We start from the raw sequence: 22,471 nt of genomic DNA, 5'->3' as shown, positions 1-22,471 counted from the left end.
GACGCCGACGAGGAAGGGACCTCATGGCCACCCTGGTCTCCGTGAACGTCGGACTGCCCAAGGACGTCGAGTGGCGCGGGCGGATCACCCGCACCGGTGTCTGGAAACGGCCCGTCACGGGCCCGCTCACGGTGCGGCGGCTCAATGTGGACGGCGACGGCCAGGGCGATCTCGCCGGGCACGGCGGGGAGCAGCGGGCGGTGCTGGTCTACCAGCTCGACTCCTACCGCCACTGGCAGGAGCAGCTGAAGCGGGACGACTTCACCTACGGCCAGTTCGGCGAGAACTTCACCGTGGACGGACTGCCCGACGACGAGGTGTGCATCGGCGACCGCTACCGCATCGGCACCGCGGAGTTCGAGGTGACCCAGCCCCGGGTGACCTGCTACCGGGTGGGCCTGCGGATGGAGGAGCCGCGGATGGCGGCGCTGCTGGTCGCCCACGCCCGGCCCGGTTTCTACTTCCGCGTCCTGACCGAGGGCGAGGTGACGGCGGGCGACGCGATCGTCAAGGTCGCCACGGGCCCCGAGGCGATGACCGTCGCGGAGATCGACGCGGTGCTCTACCTGCCGGGCCACGAACGGTCCCAGGTGGAGCGCGCGCTGCGCATCCCGGCGCTCAGTCCCGGCTGGCAGGGCTCGATGCGGGCCCTGCTCGCGGACGCGGCCGGGGAGGCGGACGGCGGCCGCCAGCCGGGGACGGCCAGGAGCAACGCCGGGCTGACCGCGGGAAGCGTCGGCCCCCCGCCGGCGTGGCCGGGCTTCCGGACGCTGCGGGTGGCCGGGATCGTCCCGGAGAGCGAGGGCATCTCCTCGGTGACGCTCGCCGCGGCCGACGGCCGGCCGGTACCGCCGGGGCTGCCCGGGCAGTTCCTCACCGTGCGGATGCGGCCCCGCCCGGACGCGCCGCCGGTGATCCGCAGCTACTCGCTGTCGGGCCGGCCGGGCGCGGCGGCCTACCGCATCAGCGTGAAGCAGGAACCGCACGGCGCGGCGAGCACCTATGTGCACGAGCACCTGAAGGTGGACGACGTGCTCGAAGTGGCCGCCCCCCGCGGCGCCTTCACCCTTGCCGAGGGAACCGCGCCGGTCCTGCTGGTGTCCGCGGGAGTGGGGGCGACGCCGGTGCTGGCGATGCTGCACGCGCTGGCCGACGCGGGCACCCGGCGGCCGGTGTGGTGGGTGCACGGCGCCCGGGACGGCCTCCACCACCCCTTCGCGGCCGAGGCGCGCGACCTGCTGGCCGCCCTGCCCGGCAGCCGTGCGTACGTCGCGTACAGCAGGCCGCGCGCGCAGGACCGCCCCGGGACCGACTACACCGCGGCGGGCCGGCTGACGGCGGACGTGCTGCGCGCACTGGCCCCGCCGGCCGACGCGGAGGCCTATGTGTGCGGTCCCGACGCCTTCATGGCCGACATGACCGAGGCCCTGCGCGCCTGCGGGCTCGCGGCCGGCAGCATCCGCACGGAGGCGTTCGGGGCGCAGTCCGCGATCACACCCGGCATCGCCCAGGGCCCGGCGAAGGCCCCGCACCAGCCCGCGCACCCGCCCGGTGCGGCCACCGGCCCCATGGTGTCCTTCGCCCGCAGCGGCCTGAACGTGCCCTGGGACCCCGGCTACGGCACCCTGCTGGAACTCGCCGAGGCCTGCGACGTGCCCACGCGCTGGTCGTGCCGCACCGGTGTCTGCCACACCTGCGAGACCGCGCTGCTGTCGGGCCGCGTCCGCTACGAGCCCGACCCGGTCGAGCCGCCCGGCGAGGGCGATGTCCTCATCTGCTGCGCGCAGCCGCCCGAGGACCTCGTCCTGGACCTCTGACGCGGCTCGCGCATCCGCCGTGAAGGAGCTTCACACCCCGGCGAGCAGGCGCGCCGCCCGGGGCACCGTGACCGCGGTCAGCGGCAGCGGCCCGAGGCGCTCGCCGTCGGCGTACGCCGTGAGGTCGGCGGCCGCCAGCGTCACCTTGGCCGCGCGGTGCACGGTGACCACGGGGTGCGTGGTGTGGGTGCCCCGGAAGACCCGCGGGAAGACGCGCAGCAGCGTGGCCCGGGAGCAGGCACCCACCACACAGATGTCGAACAGCCCGTCGTCCATCGCGGCCTGCGGGCAGATCCGCATGCCGCCGCCGTACGAGGACCCGTTGCCCACGGCTATCAGCGTCGCCTCGATCTCCCGCTCCGGGCCGTCGTCGAGGGCGATCCGGTAGCGGAAGGGCCGCAGCGCCGCCAGTTCGGCGAGCATCGCCACGTCGTAGCGCAGCCGGCCAGCCGGGTAACGCATCCGGTTGCCCCGGTCGTTGACGCGGGAGTCGAAGCCGGAGGCGAGGACGGTGCCGAACCACCGCTCCCCGACCCGTCCGAGGTCGATCTCCCGGGTGCGCCCCTCCTCCAGCGCCCGCGCGATCAGCCGCCCGGCCGCCGCGGGGTCGCCGAGCGGGAGCCCGGCGGCGCGGGCGAAGTCGTTGCCGGTGCCGGCGGGCACCACGCCGATGGGGGTGCCGGTACCGGCCACCGCGCGCAGCGCAAGCGACACCATGCCGTCGCCGCCTGCGACCACCAGCGCGCCGGTACCGCCCTCGACCGCCTTGCGGGCCTTGAGCAGGGCGTCCGCGGCGTCGGCGCCGGTCACCGTGCGGACGTGGTGGCCCGCGTTCCGCAAGGCGCGGACGGCCGGCGACGCGGCGTGCGCGCCCCGGCCGCGGCCCGCGGTGGGATTGACGATGAGGGTGATCTCGCTGGTCACGCGCGGACCCTACCGCGCGTCACCGCCGGTGTCAGGTGGCGTCGTCGAAGCCGCGTCCGCTCGGCCGGATGTCGTCCTCGACGGGCGACGCCTGCTCGGGCACCGGCGCGCCGACGGGCTCGGGGGTGAGGTCGAGCTCCGACGCCTCGTCGTCGTCCAGGTCGGCGTCGGGGTTGGCCCGGTGCTTGCGCCGGTCGTTGAGCAGCGAGACGGCGACGGCCAGGAAGTACAGCACCCAGATCGGGCCCGCCAGCGCCATCATCGTCAGCGGGTCGGTGCTCGGCGTCGCGACCGCCGCGAAGACGGTGATGCCGACGATCATGGCGCGCCACCAGCCGAGCATCCGCCGGCCGGTGACCACACCGCCGAAGTTCAGCAGCACCAGCAGCAGCGGCATCTCGAAGGCGAGGCCGAAGACGACGACCATCCGCGTGACGAGGTCGAGCAGGTCGTCCAGGGGAAGCAGGTTGTCGACGCCGCCGGGCGTGAACCCGATCAGCACCTGCGCGGTGGTCGGCAGCACCCGGTAGGCGAAGTAGCCGCCGCCGAGGAAGAGCGGGAAGCCCGCGCCGACGAAGGAGAGCGCGTACTTCTTCTCGTGCCGGTGCAGGCCCGGCGCGAGGAACGCCCAGAGCTGGTACAGCCAGATCGGCGAGGCGAGCACCACGCCGGCCATCAGCGAGACCTTCAGCGCCAGGGTGAACGGCGTCAGCAGACCGTTGATGGTGATCCGGGCACAGGTGCCCTCCGTCTGCTTGCTCAGCTCGGTGAACGAGCTGCCGCAGCCGACGGACTCCAGCACCGGCTTGGTGAAGAACTCGATGATCTCGTTGTAGAAGAAGGCGGCGACGACCGTGACGACGATGATCGCGAGCAGCGCCTTGGAGAGCCTGTTGCGCAGTTCACGCAGGTGCTCCACGAGGGGCATGCGCCCCTCGGGGTCCCTCTCCTGCTTGCGGGCGGACTTGAGCAACCCACGTCCTCAATTCGGGCGGTCGCCGCCGTCCCGGTCGGCTTCCGCGTACCTGTGCCGTGCGGTCAGCTCTGGGTGTGCTGCGTCTGCTGCTGCGGCGCCTCGTTCACCGGGCGGGCGCTGGAGACGTCGCCGGGCGCGGCCTGGATCGTCCGGGGCGCGGCCTGCGGGGCGTCCGCCGGCTGCTCGGCGGCCGGGGCGGCGTCGTCGTTCTTCATCGCCTTGGCCTCGCTCTTGAGGATGCGCATCGACTTGCCGAGGCCGCGCGCCATGTCCGGCAGCCGCTTGGCGCCGAAGAGCAGCAGGATGACGACGAGGATGAGAATGATCTCGGTGGGGCCGAGCCGTCCGAACATGTGCGTCTACCTTCTCACCGAGGCGGCATGGGTACCTGTCTGTGATCTGCGGGCGCAGTACACCCACCGACCACTCTGCCAGCGATCGTAACGTGCGGGAGTAAACGTGTGGCAATCACCCGGCATCCGTACAGTTGCTGCCCCCGCCGCGCTCTTCCGGGGCCGCGAACTGCAGCGTACCTCCCGGAACCGCTGAGAACGAGAGCCCGTCGGACGGTGGTGACGATGGCCGGCCCGCCGGGGGTCACGACCGGGACAGTTCACCGGCCTCCCGGGCCAGCGGAGCCGCCGCCCGCTGCAAGTCGTCGGCGGCGCGCGTCAGTTCGGCGCCGCTGCGCCCCACCTGACGGGCGAGGCCGAGCACCTCGGCGTACACGCGGATGCCGAGGACGCCGAGCACGAGGATGCCGGCGGTCGCGAGGCCGACGTACAGGTAGAGCCACCACATGGCAGCCGAGCGTAGCGGTTCAGCCCAAGTGGAGCCGCATCGTGCGCACACCGCCGTCGGTGAGCAGTTCCACGATGCGGTCGCCGGCGGGCTTGCGGACGGAGATGCCGCAGTCGGGACAGGTGAAGGAGTAGAAGGTCGTCCGGTGGCTGCCGCCGATGGCCAGCCGCAGGTCGCCCGCGGTGAGCTCGAAGCTCGCCCGGCACTCGGTGCAGGAGGCCCGGAAGACCGCGCCGGGCGCCGGATCGTCGCCGGGGGCCGGATCGTCCTCGCCGGAGGTGCCGGGCGTCTCCGCCCGGTCCGCCGTGTCCGTCATGCGCGGTCCCCCGTCACTCGCCGTAGGCCGCGAGGGCCTGGGCGGCCGCGTCCCGGGCGCTGGCGACCAGGTCGGGCGGGGAGACGATGCGGCCGTCGCGGCCGAGCCGCAGCGCCAGCCGGCGCAGCGAACCCGGGTCGGGGGTGCGCAGGGTGATCCGCAGGCCCCCGTCGGGCAGTTCCTCGGCGCGGTCGTGCGGGTAGTACTCGGCGACCCAGCGCCCGCCGGGCCCGACCTCGGCGACGACCTCCGGGTCGTCGCCGGCCGGCTGCACCAGCCCCTGGGACAGGTCGCGCGGCTCGATGCGCGGCGGGTCGCTCGGCTCGTCCAGCAGCCGGATCTCGGCGACCCGGTCGAGCCGGAAGGTGCGCCGGTCCTCCGACAGACGGCACCAGCCCTCGAAGTAGGTGTGGCCCACGGCGAACAGCCGGATCGGGTCGACCTCGCGCTCGGTGAGCTCGTCCCGGGCCGGCGAGTAGTAGCGGATCCACAGCCGGCGGCGTTCGGCGATGGCCCGGTCGACGTCGGCGAAGACGCTGCCCTCGGACTCGAAGGTCACCGAGAGCCGCGCCGAGGCGCCGGCGGCCTCGCCCGCCGCGCCCTCGATCTTGGCGGTCGCGCGCAGCAGCGCCTGCCGGTCGCTCTCGCGCAGCCCGGGCAGGTTGGCGACGGCGCGGGCGGCCACCAGCAGCGCGGCGGCCTCGTCGGCGGCCAGCCGCAGCGGCTGCGCGACGTCGTCCACGTTGTGCCACCAGATGCGCTCGCCGTCGGTGTCGATGTCGAGCAGGTCGCCGCCGCGGAAGCTCGTGCCGCACAGCGGGAGCACGTTGAGGTCGCCGATCAGCTCGGCCTCGGTGACCCCGAACGCACGGGCCACGTCGGTCACCCGGGCGCCGGGGCGCTCGCGCAGATACGTGACCAGGGACAGCATCCGTCGCGTCTGGTCGATCGCGTTCGCCATCTCGTCCTTCTCCCCCGCTCAGCCCTTGGCGACGGCGCGCAGCCGGTCCACCACGTCGGCCCGCAGTTCGGCGGGCTCCAGCACGACCACGTCCGGCCCGAACTCCACCAGCCAGGCGTCCAGTCCGTGCCCGTACGGGATCTCCAGCTCGTCCCAGTCCGCGTCCACCGGCAGTGTCTCCACGGCCCGCGCCCGCAGCGGATAGCCGGAGTCGCGGCGCAGCCGGATCCGGGCGGTTGCGGTCGCGCCCTCGCCGGCCCAGCTGGCAACGGCGGCCCGCACGTCCACGTGGTCGGGCACGTCGGCGGTGAAGGTGCCGCCGCGGGTGCGCACGCGGCCGGTGATCCGCGAGAGCCGGAACACCCGGACGGCGCCGCGGTCGCGGTCCCAGCCGGCCAGGTACCAGTGGCCGCGCCAGCACTCCAGCGCCCACGGCTCGACCTGGCGGGGCTCGGGGCGGACCGCGTTGGCCTTGCGGTAGTCGAAGACGACCGGCCGGCGGTCGCGGGTGGCGAGCATCAGCGGCTCGAAGGCCGGCTCGGGCGCCGGGATGCGGGGCTCCAGGGCGCTGTGCCCGGAGACGGCGGGATCGCGCGAGCCGGCGTCCGTATCGGCCGCATCTGCTGCGTCGTCTGCGTCCGCATCGTCGAACGGCACGCCCGCGGCGCGCAGCTTCTGCAGGGCGCCGCTGGCGGCCTCCGCGAGCCGGGCCTGCTGCCACACCTTGGCGGCCAGGCTCAGCGCGGCGGCCTCCTCGGCGTCCAGGGCGATCTCCGGAAGGCGGTTGCGGTCCCTGCGGGCCAGGTAGCCGATCTCGCCGTCGATGCTCTCCACGGTCTCGATGACCATGCCGAGTTCACGCAGGTCGTCCTTGTCCCGCTCGAACATGCGGTTGAACGCCTCGTCGGAACCGATCTCGTGATAGGCCTCGATGGAAGCGCGCAGCTCCCGCTTGCTGACCGGGCGCCGGGTGTTCATCAGGCACAGCGCCAGGTTCATCAGCCGCTCGGCCTTGGCAATGGCCACTCGACGCAACCTTCTTCCTCTTCGGCTCTCGATCGAGACCGTACCGCGACGGCGCCGCCCGGCAAAAGCGAATGCGACCTGCTCGCCGGGGGTCCCCCGGCGAGGCCGGGACACGGCGGAGCCCCCGTCGCTCCGGCGGTACCGGTACGGCGGGGGCTCCACTGGGCGAAGGACGCCCTACGGTCCGTCAGACCGAGAGCAGGTCCACGACGAAGATCAGGGTCTCGCCCGGCTTGATGGCCGGGGTCGGGCTCTGGTTGCCGTAGGCGAGGTGCGCCGGGATCGTCAGCTGACGACGGCCGCCGACCTTCATGCCCTGCACGCCCTGGTCCCAGCCCTTGATGACCCGGCCGCCACCGAGCGGGAAGGTGAAGGGCGAGTTGCGGTTCCAGCTCGCGTCGAACTCCTCGCCGGTGCTGAACGCGACGCCCACGTAGTGGACGGTGACATTCTGTCCGGCCTTGGCCTCGGCGCCGTCGCCCTCCCAGATGTCCTTGATCTCCAGGTCGGCCGGGGGCTCGCCGCCCGGGAAGTCGATCTCGGGCTTGTCGATGCTCACGTACGTGCTCCTCTTGAAATGGCGGACAACCTGCACAGTCTTACATCACGGCGAGGATGTCGACCGTGAAGACCAGCGTGGAGTTGGCGGGAATACCGCTCTGCGCCTTGTCGCCGTACCCCTGGGCCGGCGGCACGACGAGCAGCACGCGGCTGCCGACCTTCTTGCCGGCCAGGCCGTCCTGCCAGCCCTTGATGACCTGCTGGAGCGAGAAGTTGGCGAGCTGGCCGCGGGAGTACGTGGAGTCGAACTCCTTGCCGCCGTCCCACAGGACGCCCTTGTACTGCACGAGCAGGTTGTCGGCGGCCTTCACCTCGGCACCGGTGCCCTCGATGACGTACTCGGAGACCAGCTTGGCCGGCGCGGCGGCCTTGGGGACGTCGATCGAGGGGGCCTGGCCGTCGGTGTTGGTGCCCACCTTGGGCAGCGCGGCGTTGCCCTGCGCGACGGCCTTGCCCTGCGCGGAACTCTTGCCGCCGAAGGTGTTCACCACGTCCACGACGAACACCAGCGTGTCGGTGCCCTTGATGCCGGCCTGGGCGTTGCCCTGGGCGCCGTAGCCGAGGGCCGGCGGGATGGCCAGCTCCACGCGGTCGCCGACCTTCTTGCCCACCAGGGCCTTGTCCCAGCCGGGGATGACCTGCCCGACGCCGATCGGGAAGATGGCCGGCGCGCCGCGGTCGTAGGAGTTGTCGAAGACCTTGGCGGTGCTCCAGATCTGGCCGAGATAGTTCGCCTGGAGGAAGTCGCCCTTGGCGACGACGGCGCCCTTGCCCGCGATGAGGGTCTTCACCGCGAGGTCGCTGCTCGGCTCGCCCGGCCCCTTGGCGACGGTCGGCTTCTCGCCGAACTTCGTGCCGGCGGTGATGTCCGGCAGCGGGCCGCTGACGATGTTGACGGTGGCCGCGGGCGCGGAGCCGGCATCCGATGGGGAGGCGCCCGGCTTGACCTTGTCGGACTTGTCGTCACCGCAGCCCGCGAGGGTGAGCAGGCCGGCCGGCACGGCGAGGAGGAGAGAACGTCGGCGCACAGGGATCCCCATCAGGTCGATCTTGTCTATCTGGCGTGCGCGCCACTCTACGGCGTGCGTAGGGCCCCGTACGAACACCGACGGGGCCCCGCGCCTGCCTTCACGCTCTTGTGCTACATCCCGGCGATCAGCTTCTCCACCCGGTCGTCAACGGACCGGAAGGGGTCCTTGCACAGCACCGTGCGCTGCGCCTGGTCGTTGAGCTTCAGGTGCACCCAGTCGACGGTGAAGTCGCGCCGCTGCTCCTGGGCGCGGCGGATGAAGTCGCCGCGCAGCCGCGCCCGGGTGGTCTGCGGGGGCACGGACTTGGCCTCGAAGATCTTGAGATCGTTGCAGATCCGCTTGGCCTGACCGCGCTTCTCCAGCAGGTAGTACAGCCCGCGGCGGCGGTGGATGTCGTGGTAGGCGAGGTCTATCTGCGCGATGCGCGGGTGCGACATGGTGATGTTGTCGCGGGCCCGGTACCGCTCGATCAGCCGGTACTTCATCACCCAGTCGATCTCGGTGCCGATGCGGTCCAGATCACCGCTGCCGATCGACTCCAGCGCCCGGCCCCACAGTTCGAGGACCTGCTCGATGACCCCGCTGCGGATGCCGCGGCGCTCGCAGAAGTCCACCGCCTTGGAGTAGTACTCCTCCTGGATCTCCAGGGCCGAGGCCTCCCGGCCGGAGGCGAGGCGCACCTTGCGCTGTCCCGTTATGTCGTGGGAGACCTCGCGGATCGCCCGGATCGGGTTCTCCAGCGTGAGGTCCCGCATGACGGTGCCCGCCTCGATCATGCGCAGCACCAGGTCGGTCGCGCCGACCTTGAGCAGCATGGTCGTCTCGGACATGTTGGAGTCGCCGACGATGACGTGCAGGCGCCGGTAGCGCTCGGCGTCGGCGTGCGGCTCGTCCCGGGTGTTGATGATGGGCCGGGAGCGCGTGGTGGCGGAGCTGACGCCCTCCCAGATGTGCTCGGCCCGCTGGCTGACGCAGTAGACCGCGCCGCGCGGGGTCTGCAGCACCTTGCCGGCGCCGCAGATCAGCTGCCGGGTGACCAGGAACGGGATGAGGATGTCCGCGAGGCGGGAGAACTCCCCGTGGCGGGCGACGAGATAGTTCTCGTGGCAGCCGTAGGAGTTGCCGGCGGAGTCGGTGTTGTTCTTGAAGAGGTAGACATCACCCGCGATGCCCTCCTCGTGCAGGCGCCGTTCGGCGTCCACGAGGAGCCCTTCGAGGATGCGCTCACCCGCCTTGTCGTGGGTGACGAGTTCCGTCACGTTGTCGCACTCGGGAGTGGCGTACTCCGGGTGGGACCCCACGTCGAGGTAGAGGCGGGCGCCATTGCGCAGGAAGACGTTGCTGCTACGACCCCATGACACGACACGGCGGAAGAGGTACCGCGCCACCTCGTCCGGGGACAGACGCCGCTGTCCCCGGAACGTGCACGTGACGCCGTACTCGTTCTCCAGCCCGAAAATGCGGCGGTCCATGCTGAGACCTTACGCCTGATGCGTGGACCTCAAACCGTCTTGGGCCGTGGCGATTCGATCTTTTTCTGTCCCGCTTGCCGGGTTTGACGGGGCCGGCGGGCGACTGCCGCCGGCCAGCAGGACCGCCAGCGCGGCCAGTCCGCCCGCCCCCGCGACCGTGAACGCCGCCACCGCCCCGCCGTACTGGGCGGCGGGCCCGGAGGCGGCGGTGCCGACGGCCGCGCCCACACCGAACCCGGTGACGATCCATGAGAACGCCTCGGTGACCGTGCCCGCCGGGGCGTGCCGGTCCACCACCACGAACGCACAGGCCAGCGACGGCGCCAGGAAGAGTCCCGACAGCGCCGCGAGCGCCGTCATGAGAGCCACGCCGGGCACCAGGACGAGCGGCAGGTAGCAGACCGCGAGGCCCGCCATCAGCAGCCGCAGCCTGCGCTCGGGCACCCCCGGCCACTGCCGCGCGCCGTACGCCACGCCGCCGACCAGCGCGCCGAACCCGGTGCCGGACAGCACGTAACTGGAGACCATCCCACCGCCGTGGCCGTCGGCGTACGCGACGGCCGCCACCGCGATGGAACCCAGCGACAGTCCCACGAAGAAGAACGAGGCGACCAGGACGACGATGCCTCGCGAGCGCAACGGCCCCAGCCAGTCCGGGACACGCGGCTCCGAGCGCCACACCCGCGACGGCGCCGAGACCACCACGCTCACCGCCCCCGCCACACCGACGGCCGCGATCCACAGCAGCGCCGCCGACTCCGAGAAGCCCGCCACCAGCAGGGTCACCAGCAGCGGCCCGACGGCGAACATGACCTCCTGAGCGGCGGCGTCCAGGGCGTAGGCCGCGTGGACGCGGTCGGGACGCTTCAGCACCCCGGGCCACAGGGCCCGCAGACCGCCCTCCAGCGGCGGGGTGAAGAACCCGGCGACCAGCATCGCCGCGTACGCCGTCGGCAGCGGGCGGAGCCCGGCCAGCGCGAAGACCGCCATCCCGGCGGCGGAGGCCAGCGCGGCCGGCAGCATCACCCGGGGCTGCCCGAGCCGGTCGACGGCCCGGCCCAGCAGCGGCTGGCCGACGGCGTTGGCGATGCCGTAGACCGCCGACAGCGCGCCGGCGAGGGCGAAGTCACCGCCCTGCGCCCGGGTGAGCAGCACGATCCCGAGCGCGGCCGTGGCGTTGGGCAGGCGGCCGATCAGGGTGCCGGCCAGCAGCCGCATCGCGTGCGGAGCGCGCAGCAGGTCCGCGTAGCCCGTCGCCATGGCCGCCCCTTCGTCAAGTTGTACGTATAACGTCGCGGGTCATACGTACCATGGCCGCAGTCCGCCGGTCCAGCCGTGGCACCGCGCGAACACAGCGAAAGGGGCCCCCGACGGTGACCGGCACAACGCGTCCGACCTCCCGGGACGTCGCACGGGCCGCGGGGGTCTCACAAGCCACCGTCTCGCTCGTGCTCGGCGGCAAATGGCACGGGCGGGTGTCCGAGCGCACCGCCGACACCGTCCGCGCACAGGCCCGCGAACTCGGCTACCGGCCCAACATCGCCGCCCGCAACCTGCGCCTGGGCCGCACCCGGACCGCCCTGCTGGTCGTCCCCTCCATCACCAACGAGTACTTCGCCCGCGTCTACACCGGCGCCGCCCGCGTGGCCGAGGAACACGGCTTCGGCGTCGTGCTCTACCCCTCCCCCGAAGGCGTCGGCCCGGCCCGCGACCCCTTCGGCTCCGCCCGCGCCGCACTGGACGGCATCATCGCCTCCTCCATGGCCGCCGACGCCCTCGCCGCGATCGGCGAAGGCGGACTGCCCCTGGTGATGCTGGACGCCGACCCCGACACACCCGGCCCCGCCGCCACCGTCAACCTCGCCATCGCCGACGGGATGCGGCAGATCGCCCACCACGTACGCGCCCTCGGCCACCGCCCCGAACGCGTCGCCCACCTCGCCGCCGGCATCGACACCTGGACCTTCCGGGTACGCGCCCGCGCCCTCGCCGACGTCCTGGGCACCACACCCACCACCGAGCACTGCGCCCTCGACATCGAAGCCGCCCGCCAGGCCACCGAACGCCTCCTCGCCCGCCCCGGCACCCGCCCCACCGTCCTGGTCTGCGACGACGACGTCCTCGCCGTCGGCGCCTGCAAGGCCCTGCGACGCCTTGGGCTACGGGTCCCCGACGACATCTCGGTGACCGGCTACGACGACTTCGCGCTGGCCGGCGCGATCGACCCCGAACTCACCACCGTCCGGCTGCCCGCCGAGGCCGTCGGCGCCGGCGGCATGACCGCCCTCCTGGACGCCCTGGCGGACCGCCCCGCCACCAGCGCCGAACTCCCCGTCCACCTCGTCGTCCGCGGCTCCACGGCCCCACCGCGGGACACCTGACGGCACACACGCCCGCGCCCCGGCCACCACTGGGGCGGCCGGGGCGCGGGCAGAGCACCGGGAAGGCGCAGGACGCGCGGACTCACACGTCCTCGTCGAGCTCCGGAAGCTCGTCGTCATCATCGGTCGCGGTGGCCGGCGCCGCCTTGCCCGCCGCACCACCGGCACCCCCGTCCTCCAGCAGCAGCGACAACTGCCGGCCGAGAATGCGCTTGAACTTGCGCTGCTGCGGCCGCGTACGGTCCAGCACCGCCACCTCCAGCTGCTCCGCCGTGAGCTGCCGGTCACTGCCGTTGGTGTCCCGGCTCAGGGACTCCACCGCCAGCTTCAGCGCCTCCGCCAGAGTCATCCCGTCACGGTGGCGCTGGTCCAGATAGCTGCCGATCTGGTCGGAGTTGCCGCCGACCGCCACAGCGCCGTGCTCGTCGACGATCGAGCCGTCGTGCGGCAACCGGTAGATCTGGTCCTCGGAAGGATCGGCACCCACCTCCGCGACGATCAACTCCACCTCGTACGGCTTCTCGCCGACACTGGAGAAGATCGTGCCCAGGGTCTGCGCGTACACGTTCGCCAGACCGCGGGCCGTCACATCGTCACGGTCGTAGGTGTAACCACGCAGGTCGGCGTAGCGCACCCCGCCGATCCGCAGGTTCTCGAACTCGTTGTACTTGCCCACCGCCGCGAACGCGATGCGGTCGTAGATCTCGCTCACCTTGTGCAGCGCGCGGGACGGGTTCTCGGCGATGAAGACGATGCCGTCGGTGTACTGCAGAACGACGACGCTGCGCCCGCGCGCGATGCCCTTGCGGGCGAACTCGGCGCGGTCGGCCATGGCCTGCTGAGGTGAGACATAGAACGGCGTCGACACCGGCTATCCGTCCCTTTCTGTCGTGTGCGGGTCCATCGAAGGACGTCCGGATTCAGAGCAGCTCGGCGCGCGGGCCGTCGGGCTGCTCCATCCGCCGCTCATGGATGGCGCGGACGATCTCCTGGCTCTCGGACTCCGTGAGCCTGCGGAAGCCGTCCTCGGTGATGACCGTGACGATCGGGTAGATACGGCGGGCCAGGTCGGGACCACCGGTCGCCGAGTCGTCGTCCGCCGCGTCGTACAGCGCCTGGACGACCAGCGTGGTCGCCTGCTCGCCGGTGAGATCGGGCTTGTAGAGCTTCTTCAGCGCGCCGCGCGCGAACACCGAACCGGAACCGGTGGCGGCGAAGCCGTGCTCCTCGGAACGGCCGCCCGTCACGTCGTACGAGAAGATGCGGCCCTTCTCGCGAACGGTGTCGTACCCGGCGAAGAGCGGGACCACGGCCAGGCCCTGCAGCGCCATGCCGAGGTTGCTCCGGATCATGGTCGACAGGCGGTTCGCCTTGCCCTCCAGGGACAGGACGTCGCCCTCGATCTTCTCGTAGTGCTCCAGCTCCAGCTGGAAGAGCTTGACCATCTCCACGGCCAGACCCGCCGTGCCCGCGATGCCCACCGCCGAGTACTCGTCGGTGGGGAACACCTTCTCGATGTCGCGCTGCGCGATGATGTTGCCCATCGTGGCCCGCCGGTCACCGGCGAGCACCACGCCCCCGGCGAACGTCGCCGCCACGATCGTGGTGCCGTGCGGCAGTTCGATGGCACCCTGCACCGCCGGCAGCGAACGGTTGCCCGGGAGCATCTCCGGCGCGTGCGCGCCCAGGAAGTCGACGAACGAGGACGACCCGGGCGTCAGGAAGGCAGCTGGTAGACGCCCGGTGCTACGAGTGTTGGCTTCCACACGTTTCCTTCCACGTAGGCGGCCGCCCGCCGTATGACGTCGGGCCGATCCCTCAACTGCCCCAGCGCGGCATTGCAGCTGAAGCACAGTACGCCACGGACCCTACCCGTCCTGTGGTCGTGATCCACATGTTCGGCCGGGGCATCCAAACAAATGCAGCAAATACCGAACTGCTCACCAATCATGGCGTCCAGTTCGGCCGTGGTGATGCCGTACTTGCGTTTGAAGTAGCTCGCGCGGTTGCGTTCGGCGCGACACACCTTGCAGTAGCTGGCAAAGCCGTCCGAAGAGGTGGCATTGCGCTCCCACTCGCCGTGCGGCTTGATCTCACCGCACTGGGGGCAACGCTTGCGCCCGGACGGAACCGCGATCCTCTGACGGACCACACGCCCCTTTGCCTCCTGGCGCTGCCGGTAGTACTCCGCGGAGCACTCCCGGCAATACGCCTGGAGCCTGTCCTGCGCGGACCTGTTACTGGCGAACGAGTCCTGCGGCAATGTCCGCTTGCACCGGGAGCATTGCTTACCTTGGTGCAATTCGGACATTTATGGACTACTCCCCACCCTTCTGAACAAATGACCTCACGAAATCCTCTGCGTTCTCCTCGAGCACATCATCGATTTCGTCCAGCACGGAGTCCACGTCGTCCGACAGCTTCTCGTGGCGGTCCTTGAGGTCCGAGGTGCCCTGCGCGTCCTGCGCGGTCTCCTCGACCTCCTCGGTCGAACGCGTGGCCTTCTGCTGCCCACCGCCGGTGTCCTTGGTAGCCATGTGTCCCTCACCCCGCTCGGTTCCATGTCCTACAAGATCAGACCCTACAAGGAGGGCCTGACATCGGCCCCCGGTATTCCGCAACGTCCGGGGGCCACCCCCATGATTCCCAGTTCGGGAGGATTTCAGCCCTGATCAGCCGCCCGACAGGATCCGCACCAGCTCCTCCGCCGTACGGCAGCGGTCCAGCAGTTCCTTGACGTGGTTGCGCGTCCCGCGCAGCGGCTCCAGGGTGGGCACCCGCTGCAGGGAGTCACGGCCGGGCAGGTCGAAGATCACCGAGTCCCAGGAGGCCGCGGCGACGTCGTCCGCGTACTGTTCGAGGCAGCGCCCGCGGAAGTACGCGCGGGTGTCCTCCGGGGGCTTGCCGATGGCCCGGTCGACCTCTTCGTCGGTCAGCAGCCGCTGGACGCGCCCGCGGGCGGCCAGGCGGTTGTACAGGCCCTTCTCGGGGCGCACGTCCGCGTACTGCAGGTCGACCAGGTGGAGGCGCGCCGCGTCCCACTCGAGGCCGTCCCGTCGCCGGTAGCCCTCCAGCAGTTCCCGCTTGGCGACCCAGTCCAGCTCGCGGGACAGGCTCATCGGGTCGCTCTCGAGCCGGTTGAGCACGTCCTCCCAGCGTCCGAGGACGTCCTTGGTCTGCTCGTCGGCGTCGGTGCCGAAGCGGTCCTCGACGTACTTGCGGGCGAGCTCGCAGTACTCCATCTGGAGCTGCACGGCGGTGAGCGTGCGCCCGCTGCGCAGCGTGACCAGCCGGCGCAGCGCGGGGTCGTGGCTGACCTGGTGGAGGGTGCGGACCGGCTGGTCGACGGCGAGGTCGACGTTGATGAAGCCGTCCTCGATCATCGACAGCACCAGGGCGGTGGTGCCGAGCTTGAGGTAGGTCGAGAGCTCGGCGAGGTTGGCGTCGCCGATGATCACGTGGAGCCGGCGGTACTTCTCGGCGTCGGCGTGCGGCTCGTCCCGGGTGTTGATGATCGGCCGTTTGAGGGTGGTCTCCAGGCCGACCTCGACCTCGAAGTAGTCGGCGCGCTGGCTGATCTGGAAGCCGTGGTCGTGTCCGTCCTGGCCGATGCCGACGCGTCCGGCGCCGGTGACGACCTGGCGTGAGACGAAGAAGGGCGTCAGGTGGCGCACGATGTCCGAGAAGGCGGTCTCCCGCTTCATCAGGTAGTTCTCGTGGGTGCCGTAGGACGCGCCCTTGTTGTCGGTGTTGTTCTTGTACAGGTGGATCGGCTGGGCGCCGGGCAGCTGGGCGGCGCGCTCGGCGGCCTCCGCCATGATGCGCTCGCCGGCCTTGTCCCACAGCACGGCGTCGCGGGGGTTGGTGACCTCCGGCGAGCTGTACTCGGGGTGGGCGTGGTCGACGTAGAGCCGGGCACCGTTGGTGAGGATCACATTGGCCAGGCCGATGTCCTCGTCGGTGAGCTGGCTGGAGTCCGCGGCCTCGCGGGCGAGGTCGAAGCCGCGGGCGTCCCGCAGTGGGTTCTCCTCCTCGAAGTCCCAGCGGGCGCGGCGCGCCCGGTGCATCGCCGCCGCGTAGGCGTTGACGACCTGGGACGAGGTGAGCATGGCATTGGCGTTCGGGTGGCCCGGAACGGAGATCCCGTACTCCGTCTCGATGCCCATTACTCGCCGTACGGTCATGCGGCCCTCCTTGCCCGGCTCCGGACCGTGGCGGCCCGGTCGCTCAAGTACCGCCCCGCGTGTGGCCCTCGGGCGGTACCGATGAGCCTAGAACGCGATGACGGCAGTGGGGAGATCATTACGCGCTTTCTTGGGTTATGCCGGGGTGAAACGCTCCGGCTGCGGGTGCCCCTGCGTGGGCACCCGCAGCCGGAGGGTGGTCGCGTTACAGGTACTGGCCCGTATTGGCGACGGTGTCGATGGAGCGACCGGTGTCGGCGCCCTGCTTGCCGGTGACGAGGGTGCGGATGAAGACGATCCGCTCGCCCTTCTTTCCGGAGATGCGGGCCCAGTCGTCCGGGTTGGTGGTGTTGGGCAGGTCCTCGTTCTCCTTGAACTCGTCCACGCAGGCGGCGAGCAGGTGGGAGACGCGCAGGCCCCGCTGGTTGTGGTCGAGGAAGGCCTTGATCGCCATCTTCTTGGCCCGGTCCACGATGTTCTGGATCATGGCGCCGGAGTTGAAGTCCTTGAAGTACAGGACCTCCTTGTCACCGTTGGCGTAGGTGACCTCCAGGAAGCGGTTCTCCTCGGACTCGGAGTACATCCGCTCGACGACCGACTGGATCATGGCGTCGACGGTGGCCTCGGCGGACTCGCCGTGCTCGGACAGGTCCTCCGAGTGCAGCGGCAGGGTCGCGACGAGGTACTTGGAGAAGATGTCCTTGGCCGCCTCGGCGTCCGGCCGCTCGATCTTGATCTTCACGTCCAGGCGGCCGGGCCGCAGGATCGCGGGGTCGATCATGTCCTCGCGGTTGGAGGCGCCGATGACGATGACGTTCTCCAGTCCCTCGACGCCGTCGATCTCGGCGAGCAGCTGCGGGACGATGGTGTTCTCCACGTCCGAGCTGACGCCGGACCCACGGGTCCGGAACAGCGACTCCATCTCGTCGAAGAAGACGATGACGGGCGTGCCCTCGCTCGCCTTCTCCCTCGCACGCTGGAAGACCAGGCGGATCTGCCGCTCGGTCTCGCCGACGTACTTGTTCAGCAGCTCGGGGCCCTTGATGTTCAGGAAGTAGCTCTTGCCCTGGGGCTGCCCGGTGACCTCGGCGACCTTCTTGGCAAGGGAGTTGGCGACCGCCTTGGCGATCAGGGTCTTGCCGCAGCCGGGGGGGCCGTAGAGGAGCACGCCCTTGGGCGGGCGGAGCTCGTACTCCTTGAACAGCTCGGCGTGCAGATAGGGCAGTTCGACCGCGTCGCGGATCTGCTCGATCTGGTTCCGCAGGCCGCCGATCTGGCGGTAGTCGATGTCGGGCACCTCTTCGAGGACGAGCTCTTCGACCTCGCTCTTGGGCACCCGCTCGTAGACGTATCCCGAGCGCGGTTCGAGCAGCAGCGCGTCGCCGGCGCGGAGGGTGCCGTCCAGCAGCGGCTCGGCGAGCCGCACCACCCGCTCCTCGTCGGTGTGCCCGATGACCAGGGCCCGCTCGCCGTCCTCGAGGATCTCCTTGAGGGTGACGATGTCTCCGATGCGCTCGAACTCCATGGCCTCGACCACGTTGAGCGCCTCGTTGAGCATCACTTCCTGGCCGCGCCGGAGGTCGTCCAGCTCGACCGACGGTGAGACGTTCACCCGCAGCTTGCGGCCGCCGGTGAAGATGTCCGCCGTCCCGTCGTCGTTCGCCTGCAGGAACACGCCGAATCCGGCGGGGGGCTGTGCCAGCCGGTCCACCTCTTCCTTGAGGGCCACGATCTGGTCGCGGGCCTCGCGGAGGGTGTTGGCCAGCCGCTCGTTCTGAGCGGAGACACCCGCAAGACTGGTCTGCAGCTCGACGATCCGCTCCTCGAGAATCCTCGTGTGTCGCGGAGAGTCGGCGAGCTTACGTCGCAGGACGGCGATCTCCTGCTCAAGAAAGGCGACCTGGCTCATGGGATCTTCCGATCCACGAGCGGGTCGGCCGCCACGGTTGATGTCGTCGTCGTGGGCCGCCACGGTCCTCACCTCCTCCAAGGGGAGCTGGACGCTTCCAGACCCTACCTGGGCCAGTAGGGGTTGAAACCCCTAGATCACAAAGACGTCCGGTGTGTGTCCGATCTTCACCCTTGCGCACGTCCTCGTGCCAGGGAGATACCCAGCCATCACCATCCGAAAGCGGCCGGTTGTATCGTCGGTTCGGTCAACGCCCGTCAGGGGCGGTCCCTTCCCGAACGACGAACGGCAGGCGAGATACCCGTGAGCGACGAAGTCGTCGAGGCGCTTGAGGTCTGGATCGATCAGGACCTGTGCACCGGAGACGGCATCTGTGTGCAGTACGCACCCGAGGTGTTCGAGCTGGACATCGACGGGCTCGCCTACGTCAAGGGTGATGACGACGAGCTGCGTCAGGCCCCTGGGGCCTCCGTCCCGGTGCCCCTGCCGTTGCTGACCGATGTGGTGGATTCGGCCAGGGAATGTCCTGGCGAATGTATTCATGTACGTCGGGTTTCGGACAGTGTAGAGCTGTACGGACCCGGCGCGGAGTGATCTGTCACACGCTGTTCGCGAGCGGTCCGGGGATCTCGTAGTAGGTGCCCGACCGCCATTCCCAGCTGTAGTCCCGCATCTGGTCGGGGCAGCAGCGGGGGATGTCCTGCGAGGAGTAGCCGAGGACCGTGGCGCGAACCTTTCGCCCCTCGATCCGCAGGTCCTTGAAGGACCGCTGCTCCTTCGGGTCGACCAGCGTCTCCACGATCCGCGGCGCGGCGCCGGGTGCGGTGCCGGCCGAGACCACGTACAGGCCGCTGGGCGGGGTGCCCGTCCCGGAGTGGCAGCGCGCGACCGCGACGGTCTCCGGGCGGCCGTCCCCGTCCAGGTCGCCGGCGGCCTGGTCGACCACGTCCACCGGCGCGCCCGCGCAGTTCATGGTGTAGTGGGCGGCCTTCGGGTCCGGCGGTGCCGTGGCGGGGACCGCGGGGTCGGCGGCCTTCGCACCGGCGGCCGGCGGTTTCGCGGTGGAGGCGCCGGCGGGCTGCACCAGTGCGGCGCTGCCTATGACCGCGGCGATGACCGCGGCCGTGGTGATCCAGTGCACCGAACGGGCCCGGGTGTGCGGGAGGGCCGGTCCTGCCGTGGGCTGCACGCGCCTGTCTCCTGTGGAGTTGGTCGAGCGGGGTGGCCAGCATGCTGCCACAGCGCGGAGGGCGCCGGTACGACCGGGTCCCGTGTGTCGCAAATCTTTTATCGGTACGTCATATGACGTATGTGGCTGGAGACACGGAGGGGACGCAAAAGCGCCGCCCCGGTCTCCCGGTGGCGGCGCTCTCGGTGGCGTGCGGTCAGTCCGTGGCCTCGAGTTCCTCGACGGCTTCGGCAGCCTCCGCGCCCTTGGCGGCCCGGCCCGCGGCGCGGCCGGCGCCCGGACCGGTGTAGTCCTCGCCGTACGCGCCCGGCGCGGGGCGCCTGCGCCGCAGCGGGGGCTCCACCCCGTCCGCCAGCCGGCGCGCGGTCAGCAGGAACCCGGTGTGCCCGATCATCCGGTGGTCCGGACGCACCGCCAGCCCCTCGACGTGCCAGGTGCGCACCATGGTCTCCCACGCGGACGGCTCGTTGAACGTGCCGTGCTCCCGGATCGCCTCGACGGTCCGGGCGAGCTGCGTGGTCGTCGCCACGTAGGCGCACAGGATGCCGCCGGGCACCAGGGCCTTGGAGACCGCCTCCAGGCACTCCCACGGGGCGAGCATGTCCAGGATGACCCGGTCGACGTCGACATCGCTGAGGTTGTCCTGCAGATCGCCGACGGTGAGCTGCCACGCCGGGTGCGGACCGCCGAAGTAGCGCTCCACGTTCTGCGTCGCGATCTCCGCGAAGTCGGCGCGCCGCTCGTACGAGTGCAGCATGCCCTCGTCACCGATCGCCCGCAGCAGGAACATGCTGAGCGAGCCCGATCCCACGCCGGCCTCCACGACGCGCGCGCCGGTGAAGATGTCGGCCATCGACAGGATCTGCCCCGCGTCCTTGGGGTAGACCACGGCGGCACCGCGGGGCATGGACAGGACGTAGTCGGGGAGCAGGGGGCGCAGCGCAAGGTAGGCGACGTTTCCCGTGGTACGGACCACACTGCCCTCGGGGGCGCCGATCAGCTCGTCATGCGGGAACGACCCCTTGTGGGTGTGGAAGTTCTTCCCGGCCTCGAGCGTGAACGTGTAGTGGCGTCCCTTGGGATCGGTGAGCTGGACCTGGTCCCCGACCTTGAAGGGCCCGCGTCGGCGGGCGGCACCGGTCGGTTCGGACATGCCCCCACCCTACCCGTGTTTTTTTAGGGCTCGTTCGCCTCCGGGGCGCCTTCAGCACCTGTCGACAGTCGATCATGCTCGGTCCCTCGTTCCTCGGGACCTCCGCGTGTTCTCCTTTTCGACAGGCGCCGCGCCCCTTCGGCTCACTCGCCAGGCGGTAGTCCTGTGGGGCGCCGGTGCGACAGGGGGCGTTCGCCCTCGCGGAGCCACTGTCCGGGCCGACACCACGGGCGCATGCCTGCAGCCCTGCGAGCGCCTGATGCCCACGCCGTGCCGCTCGAGCGTCCACCACGGCCGCCGGCGAGTGAGCCGAAGGGGCGCGCGCCTGTCGAAAGGGAGAGCGCGCGGAGGCTCCGAGGAACGAGGAGTCGAGCACGGTCGACCGTCGACAGGTGCAGAAGGCGCCCCGGAGGCGAAGGCGCCCGAAAAAAGGGGGCGCCCCGGAGGTGAACCGAGCCTTTAAACAGAGGGCCGGGCCATGGCGGCGAGGAAGGCTTTTTCGACGTCGGCGGTGGACAGGACGCCGTAGATCTCGCCGGAGTTCTCCACCACGAGGTATTCCGTGGCCGGGGTGGCGCGGAGGGTGTCGAGGAGGTCCTCGCCCGCGAGTTCAGCGGAAACCTTCATGCCGGGCTTGAGGTCCTGGGCGAGTCCGGAGACGGCGACCCAGGGGCGCCGGTGTTCGGGGATGCCGACGATCGCGGCCTCGCGGACGACGGCGGTGGGGGTGCCGTGGCCGTCGACGACGACCAGCGCGCGGGCGCCTGCCTCGTTGGCGCGTCGCAGGGCTTCGGACAGGGGGGTGTCGGAGGCGACGGGCAGGGCGCGCCGGGTGAGGGTGCGGGCCTGGAGTTCGGGGAGGTGTTCGCGGAGCCGGGCCATGCGCAGGGCGTTGCCGGCGCCGGTCCAGATGATCGCGGCCAGGATGGCGGCGAGCAGGGCGTCGGTGAGGGAGTCAAAGCCGGTGGCGTCGCCGGTGCCGTCGCTGAGGCCGCCGGCGTAGGACAGCAGGGGCAGGCCGATCAGGACCGCGAGGGCGAGGGCGCGTCCGATCCAGGCGGCGGCGACGGTGCCGGTCATGGGCTTGCCGGTGATCTTCCAGATCACCGCGCGCAGCATGCGGCCGCCGTCCAGTGGGAGCCCGGGCAGCAGGTTGAACGCGGCCACGAGGAGGTTGCTGATCATCAGTCCGGCGAGCAGGACGCCGGGGACGGTGCCGGGGTCGACGCCCTGCATGCCGAGGTAGAACACCCCGGCCAGGACGAGCGAGAGCAGCGGGCCGATGAAGGCGAGGACGAATTCCCGCCCCGGGGTGTCGGACTCCTTCTCGATCTCGGAGACGCCGCCGAAGAACTGGAGCTGGATGCGGCGCACCGGGAGGCCGAAGCGGAGCGCGGCGACCGTGTGGGCGAGTTCGTGCACCAGGACGGAGGCGTAGAAGGCCACCGCGAAGAAGAGCGAGACGAGGTAGCGCAGGGCGCCGAGTTCGGGCAGCACGCGGTCGAGTTGACCGCCGAAGACCCAGGTGATCAGGGCCGCGACCAGGAACCAGCTGGGGGCGACGTACACGGGCACGCCGAAGATGCGGCCCATGAGGATGCCGCCGCCGGGGCCGGCGGGGCGTTTGCCGGTGCCGTCGTCGGCTCCGGGGGTGCGCCCGCCGCGTTCGCGCGGCTGCTGGCTTTCGCTCACTGGTTCCCCTCGGTCGGCTGTCGGTCCGACGTCGATGGTATTGCCCGGCTGCCCGGAGCCGACACCGGCTGTCGGTGC

General features: G+C 71.0%; 23 protein-coding genes. 3 read left to right on the top strand and 20 right to left on the bottom strand.

The genetic code is table 11. From position 1 onward, the window contains the following. The first annotated feature begins 23 nt into the window (after nucleotides 1-23). Entirely contained in the window at nucleotides 24-1,817 is a 1,794-nt protein-coding gene (locus ABZ883_RS16595; RefSeq protein ID WP_360906346.1) for an MOSC and FAD-binding oxidoreductase domain-containing protein, read from the top strand. 30 nt (nucleotides 1,818-1,847) lie between these two features. On the opposite strand, the gene ABZ883_RS16590 is transcribed toward ABZ883_RS16595, so the two are convergent. The 11 genes from ABZ883_RS16590 to ABZ883_RS16540 all read right to left on the bottom strand — a co-directional run bounded on the left by ABZ883_RS16590 (nucleotide 1,848) and on the right by ABZ883_RS16540 (nucleotide 11,145). Further along, on the bottom strand, nucleotides 1,848-2,741 hold the full coding sequence (locus tag ABZ883_RS16590) for a diacylglycerol kinase (protein ID WP_360906345.1): 894 nt from the start codon (nucleotides 2,739-2,741) through the stop codon (nucleotides 1,848-1,850). A gap of 31 nt (nucleotides 2,742-2,772) precedes the next feature. Further along, entirely contained in the window at nucleotides 2,773-3,714 is a 942-nt protein-coding gene (gene tatC / locus ABZ883_RS16585; protein ID WP_360906344.1) for a twin-arginine translocase subunit TatC, read from the bottom strand. A 65-nt stretch (nucleotides 3,715-3,779) separates the two neighbouring features. After that, nucleotides 3,780-4,070, bottom strand: a complete 291-nt coding sequence (gene tatA / locus ABZ883_RS16580; RefSeq protein WP_360906343.1) for a Sec-independent protein translocase subunit TatA — start codon at nucleotides 4,068-4,070, stop codon at nucleotides 3,780-3,782. A gap of 244 nt (nucleotides 4,071-4,314) precedes the next feature. Next, nucleotides 4,315-4,518 (bottom strand): hypothetical protein, encoded by a 204-nt coding sequence (locus ABZ883_RS16575; protein ID WP_360906342.1) that lies wholly within the window; start codon nucleotides 4,516-4,518, stop codon nucleotides 4,315-4,317. A gap of 19 nt (nucleotides 4,519-4,537) precedes the next feature. Beyond that, nucleotides 4,538-4,834 (bottom strand): hypothetical protein, encoded by a 297-nt coding sequence (locus tag ABZ883_RS16570; protein ID WP_360906341.1) that lies wholly within the window; start codon nucleotides 4,832-4,834, stop codon nucleotides 4,538-4,540. 13 nt (nucleotides 4,835-4,847) lie between these two features. Next, the gene (locus ABZ883_RS16565; RefSeq protein WP_360906340.1) at nucleotides 4,848-5,795 is read right to left on the bottom strand and encodes a WYL domain-containing protein; all 948 of its coding nucleotides are present in this window, start codon (nucleotides 5,793-5,795) and stop codon (nucleotides 4,848-4,850) included. A gap of 18 nt (nucleotides 5,796-5,813) precedes the next feature. Continuing rightward, nucleotides 5,814-6,821: a WYL domain-containing protein gene (locus ABZ883_RS16560; RefSeq protein WP_360906339.1), complete on the bottom strand. Its 1,008-nt coding sequence runs from the start codon at nucleotides 6,819-6,821 to the stop codon at nucleotides 5,814-5,816. A 187-nt stretch (nucleotides 6,822-7,008) separates the two neighbouring features. Continuing rightward, on the bottom strand, nucleotides 7,009-7,380 hold the full coding sequence (locus tag ABZ883_RS16555) for an FKBP-type peptidyl-prolyl cis-trans isomerase (protein WP_360906338.1): 372 nt from the start codon (nucleotides 7,378-7,380) through the stop codon (nucleotides 7,009-7,011). A gap of 40 nt (nucleotides 7,381-7,420) precedes the next feature. Continuing rightward, the gene (locus ABZ883_RS16550; protein ID WP_360906337.1) at nucleotides 7,421-8,410 is read right to left on the bottom strand and encodes an FKBP-type peptidyl-prolyl cis-trans isomerase; all 990 of its coding nucleotides are present in this window, start codon (nucleotides 8,408-8,410) and stop codon (nucleotides 7,421-7,423) included. A 113-nt stretch (nucleotides 8,411-8,523) separates the two neighbouring features. Then, nucleotides 8,524-9,885 (bottom strand): Pup--protein ligase, encoded by a 1,362-nt coding sequence (gene pafA, locus ABZ883_RS16545; RefSeq protein ID WP_360906336.1) that lies wholly within the window; start codon nucleotides 9,883-9,885, stop codon nucleotides 8,524-8,526. Nucleotides 9,886-9,894: 9 nt separating this feature from the next. Further along, a complete protein-coding gene (locus ABZ883_RS16540; RefSeq protein WP_360906335.1) occupies nucleotides 9,895-11,145 on the bottom strand; it encodes an MFS transporter in 1,251 nt (416 codons plus the stop codon). 113 nt (nucleotides 11,146-11,258) lie between these two features. Between ABZ883_RS16540 and ABZ883_RS16535 the strand changes: the two genes are divergently transcribed. After that, nucleotides 11,259-12,266 carry a LacI family DNA-binding transcriptional regulator gene (locus ABZ883_RS16535; protein ID WP_360906334.1) on the top strand — a complete coding sequence of 336 codons (1,008 nt, stop codon included), beginning with the start codon at nucleotides 11,259-11,261 and terminating at the stop codon, nucleotides 12,264-12,266. An 82-nt stretch (nucleotides 12,267-12,348) separates the two neighbouring features. Here ABZ883_RS16535 and prcA read toward each other — a convergent pair whose 3' ends face one another. The 6 genes from prcA to arc form a co-directional block, all read right to left on the bottom strand. After that, a complete protein-coding gene (gene prcA, locus ABZ883_RS16530) occupies nucleotides 12,349-13,134 on the bottom strand; it encodes a proteasome subunit alpha (RefSeq protein ID WP_360906333.1) in 786 nt (261 codons plus the stop codon). Nucleotides 13,135-13,186: 52 nt separating this feature from the next. Beyond that, nucleotides 13,187-14,032: a proteasome subunit beta gene (gene prcB, locus ABZ883_RS16525; protein WP_360906332.1), complete on the bottom strand. Its 846-nt coding sequence runs from the start codon at nucleotides 14,030-14,032 to the stop codon at nucleotides 13,187-13,189. Further along, nucleotides 13,984-14,577: an endonuclease VII domain-containing protein gene (locus tag ABZ883_RS16520; protein WP_360906331.1), complete on the bottom strand. Its 594-nt coding sequence runs from the start codon at nucleotides 14,575-14,577 to the stop codon at nucleotides 13,984-13,986. Before ABZ883_RS16520 ends, prcB begins: the two co-directional genes overlap by 49 nt. 7 nt (nucleotides 14,578-14,584) lie before the next feature. Further along, a complete protein-coding gene (locus tag ABZ883_RS16515; protein WP_360906330.1) occupies nucleotides 14,585-14,803 on the bottom strand; it encodes a ubiquitin-like protein Pup in 219 nt (72 codons plus the stop codon). A gap of 135 nt (nucleotides 14,804-14,938) precedes the next feature. Further along, entirely contained in the window at nucleotides 14,939-16,450 is a 1,512-nt protein-coding gene (dop, locus tag ABZ883_RS16510) for a depupylase/deamidase Dop (RefSeq protein ID WP_360906329.1), read from the bottom strand. A 205-nt stretch (nucleotides 16,451-16,655) separates the two neighbouring features. Next, a complete protein-coding gene (gene arc, locus ABZ883_RS16505) occupies nucleotides 16,656-18,422 on the bottom strand; it encodes a proteasome ATPase (protein ID WP_360906328.1) in 1,767 nt (588 codons plus the stop codon). Between the two features lie 240 nt (nucleotides 18,423-18,662). On the opposite strand from arc, the gene ABZ883_RS16500 reads away from it, so the two are divergent. After that, on the top strand, nucleotides 18,663-18,953 hold the full coding sequence (locus ABZ883_RS16500) for a ferredoxin (RefSeq protein ID WP_360906327.1): 291 nt from the start codon (nucleotides 18,663-18,665) through the stop codon (nucleotides 18,951-18,953). A gap of 4 nt (nucleotides 18,954-18,957) precedes the next feature. Here ABZ883_RS16500 and ABZ883_RS16495 read toward each other — a convergent pair whose 3' ends face one another. The 3 genes from ABZ883_RS16495 to ABZ883_RS16485 form a co-directional block, all read right to left on the bottom strand. Continuing rightward, nucleotides 18,958-19,548: a hypothetical protein gene (locus tag ABZ883_RS16495; RefSeq protein WP_360906326.1), complete on the bottom strand. Its 591-nt coding sequence runs from the start codon at nucleotides 19,546-19,548 to the stop codon at nucleotides 18,958-18,960. 196 nt (nucleotides 19,549-19,744) lie between these two features. Continuing rightward, complete coding sequence (locus ABZ883_RS16490; protein WP_360906325.1) at nucleotides 19,745-20,701, bottom strand: tRNA (adenine-N1)-methyltransferase; 957 nt, start codon at nucleotides 20,699-20,701, stop codon at nucleotides 19,745-19,747. 459 nt (nucleotides 20,702-21,160) lie between these two features. Continuing rightward, nucleotides 21,161-22,393 (bottom strand): site-2 protease family protein, encoded by a 1,233-nt coding sequence (locus ABZ883_RS16485; RefSeq protein ID WP_360906324.1) that lies wholly within the window; start codon nucleotides 22,391-22,393, stop codon nucleotides 21,161-21,163. Nucleotides 22,394-22,471 lie beyond the last annotated feature (78 nt).

Origin of the sequence: Streptomyces sp. NPDC046977 (assembly GCF_040644455.1) — a bacterium.
Classification (GTDB): domain Bacteria; phylum Actinomycetota; class Actinomycetes; order Streptomycetales; family Streptomycetaceae; genus Actinacidiphila.
Note: the sequence above shows the minus strand (reverse complement) of the source record. Positions and strands in the feature narration are given on the sequence as shown.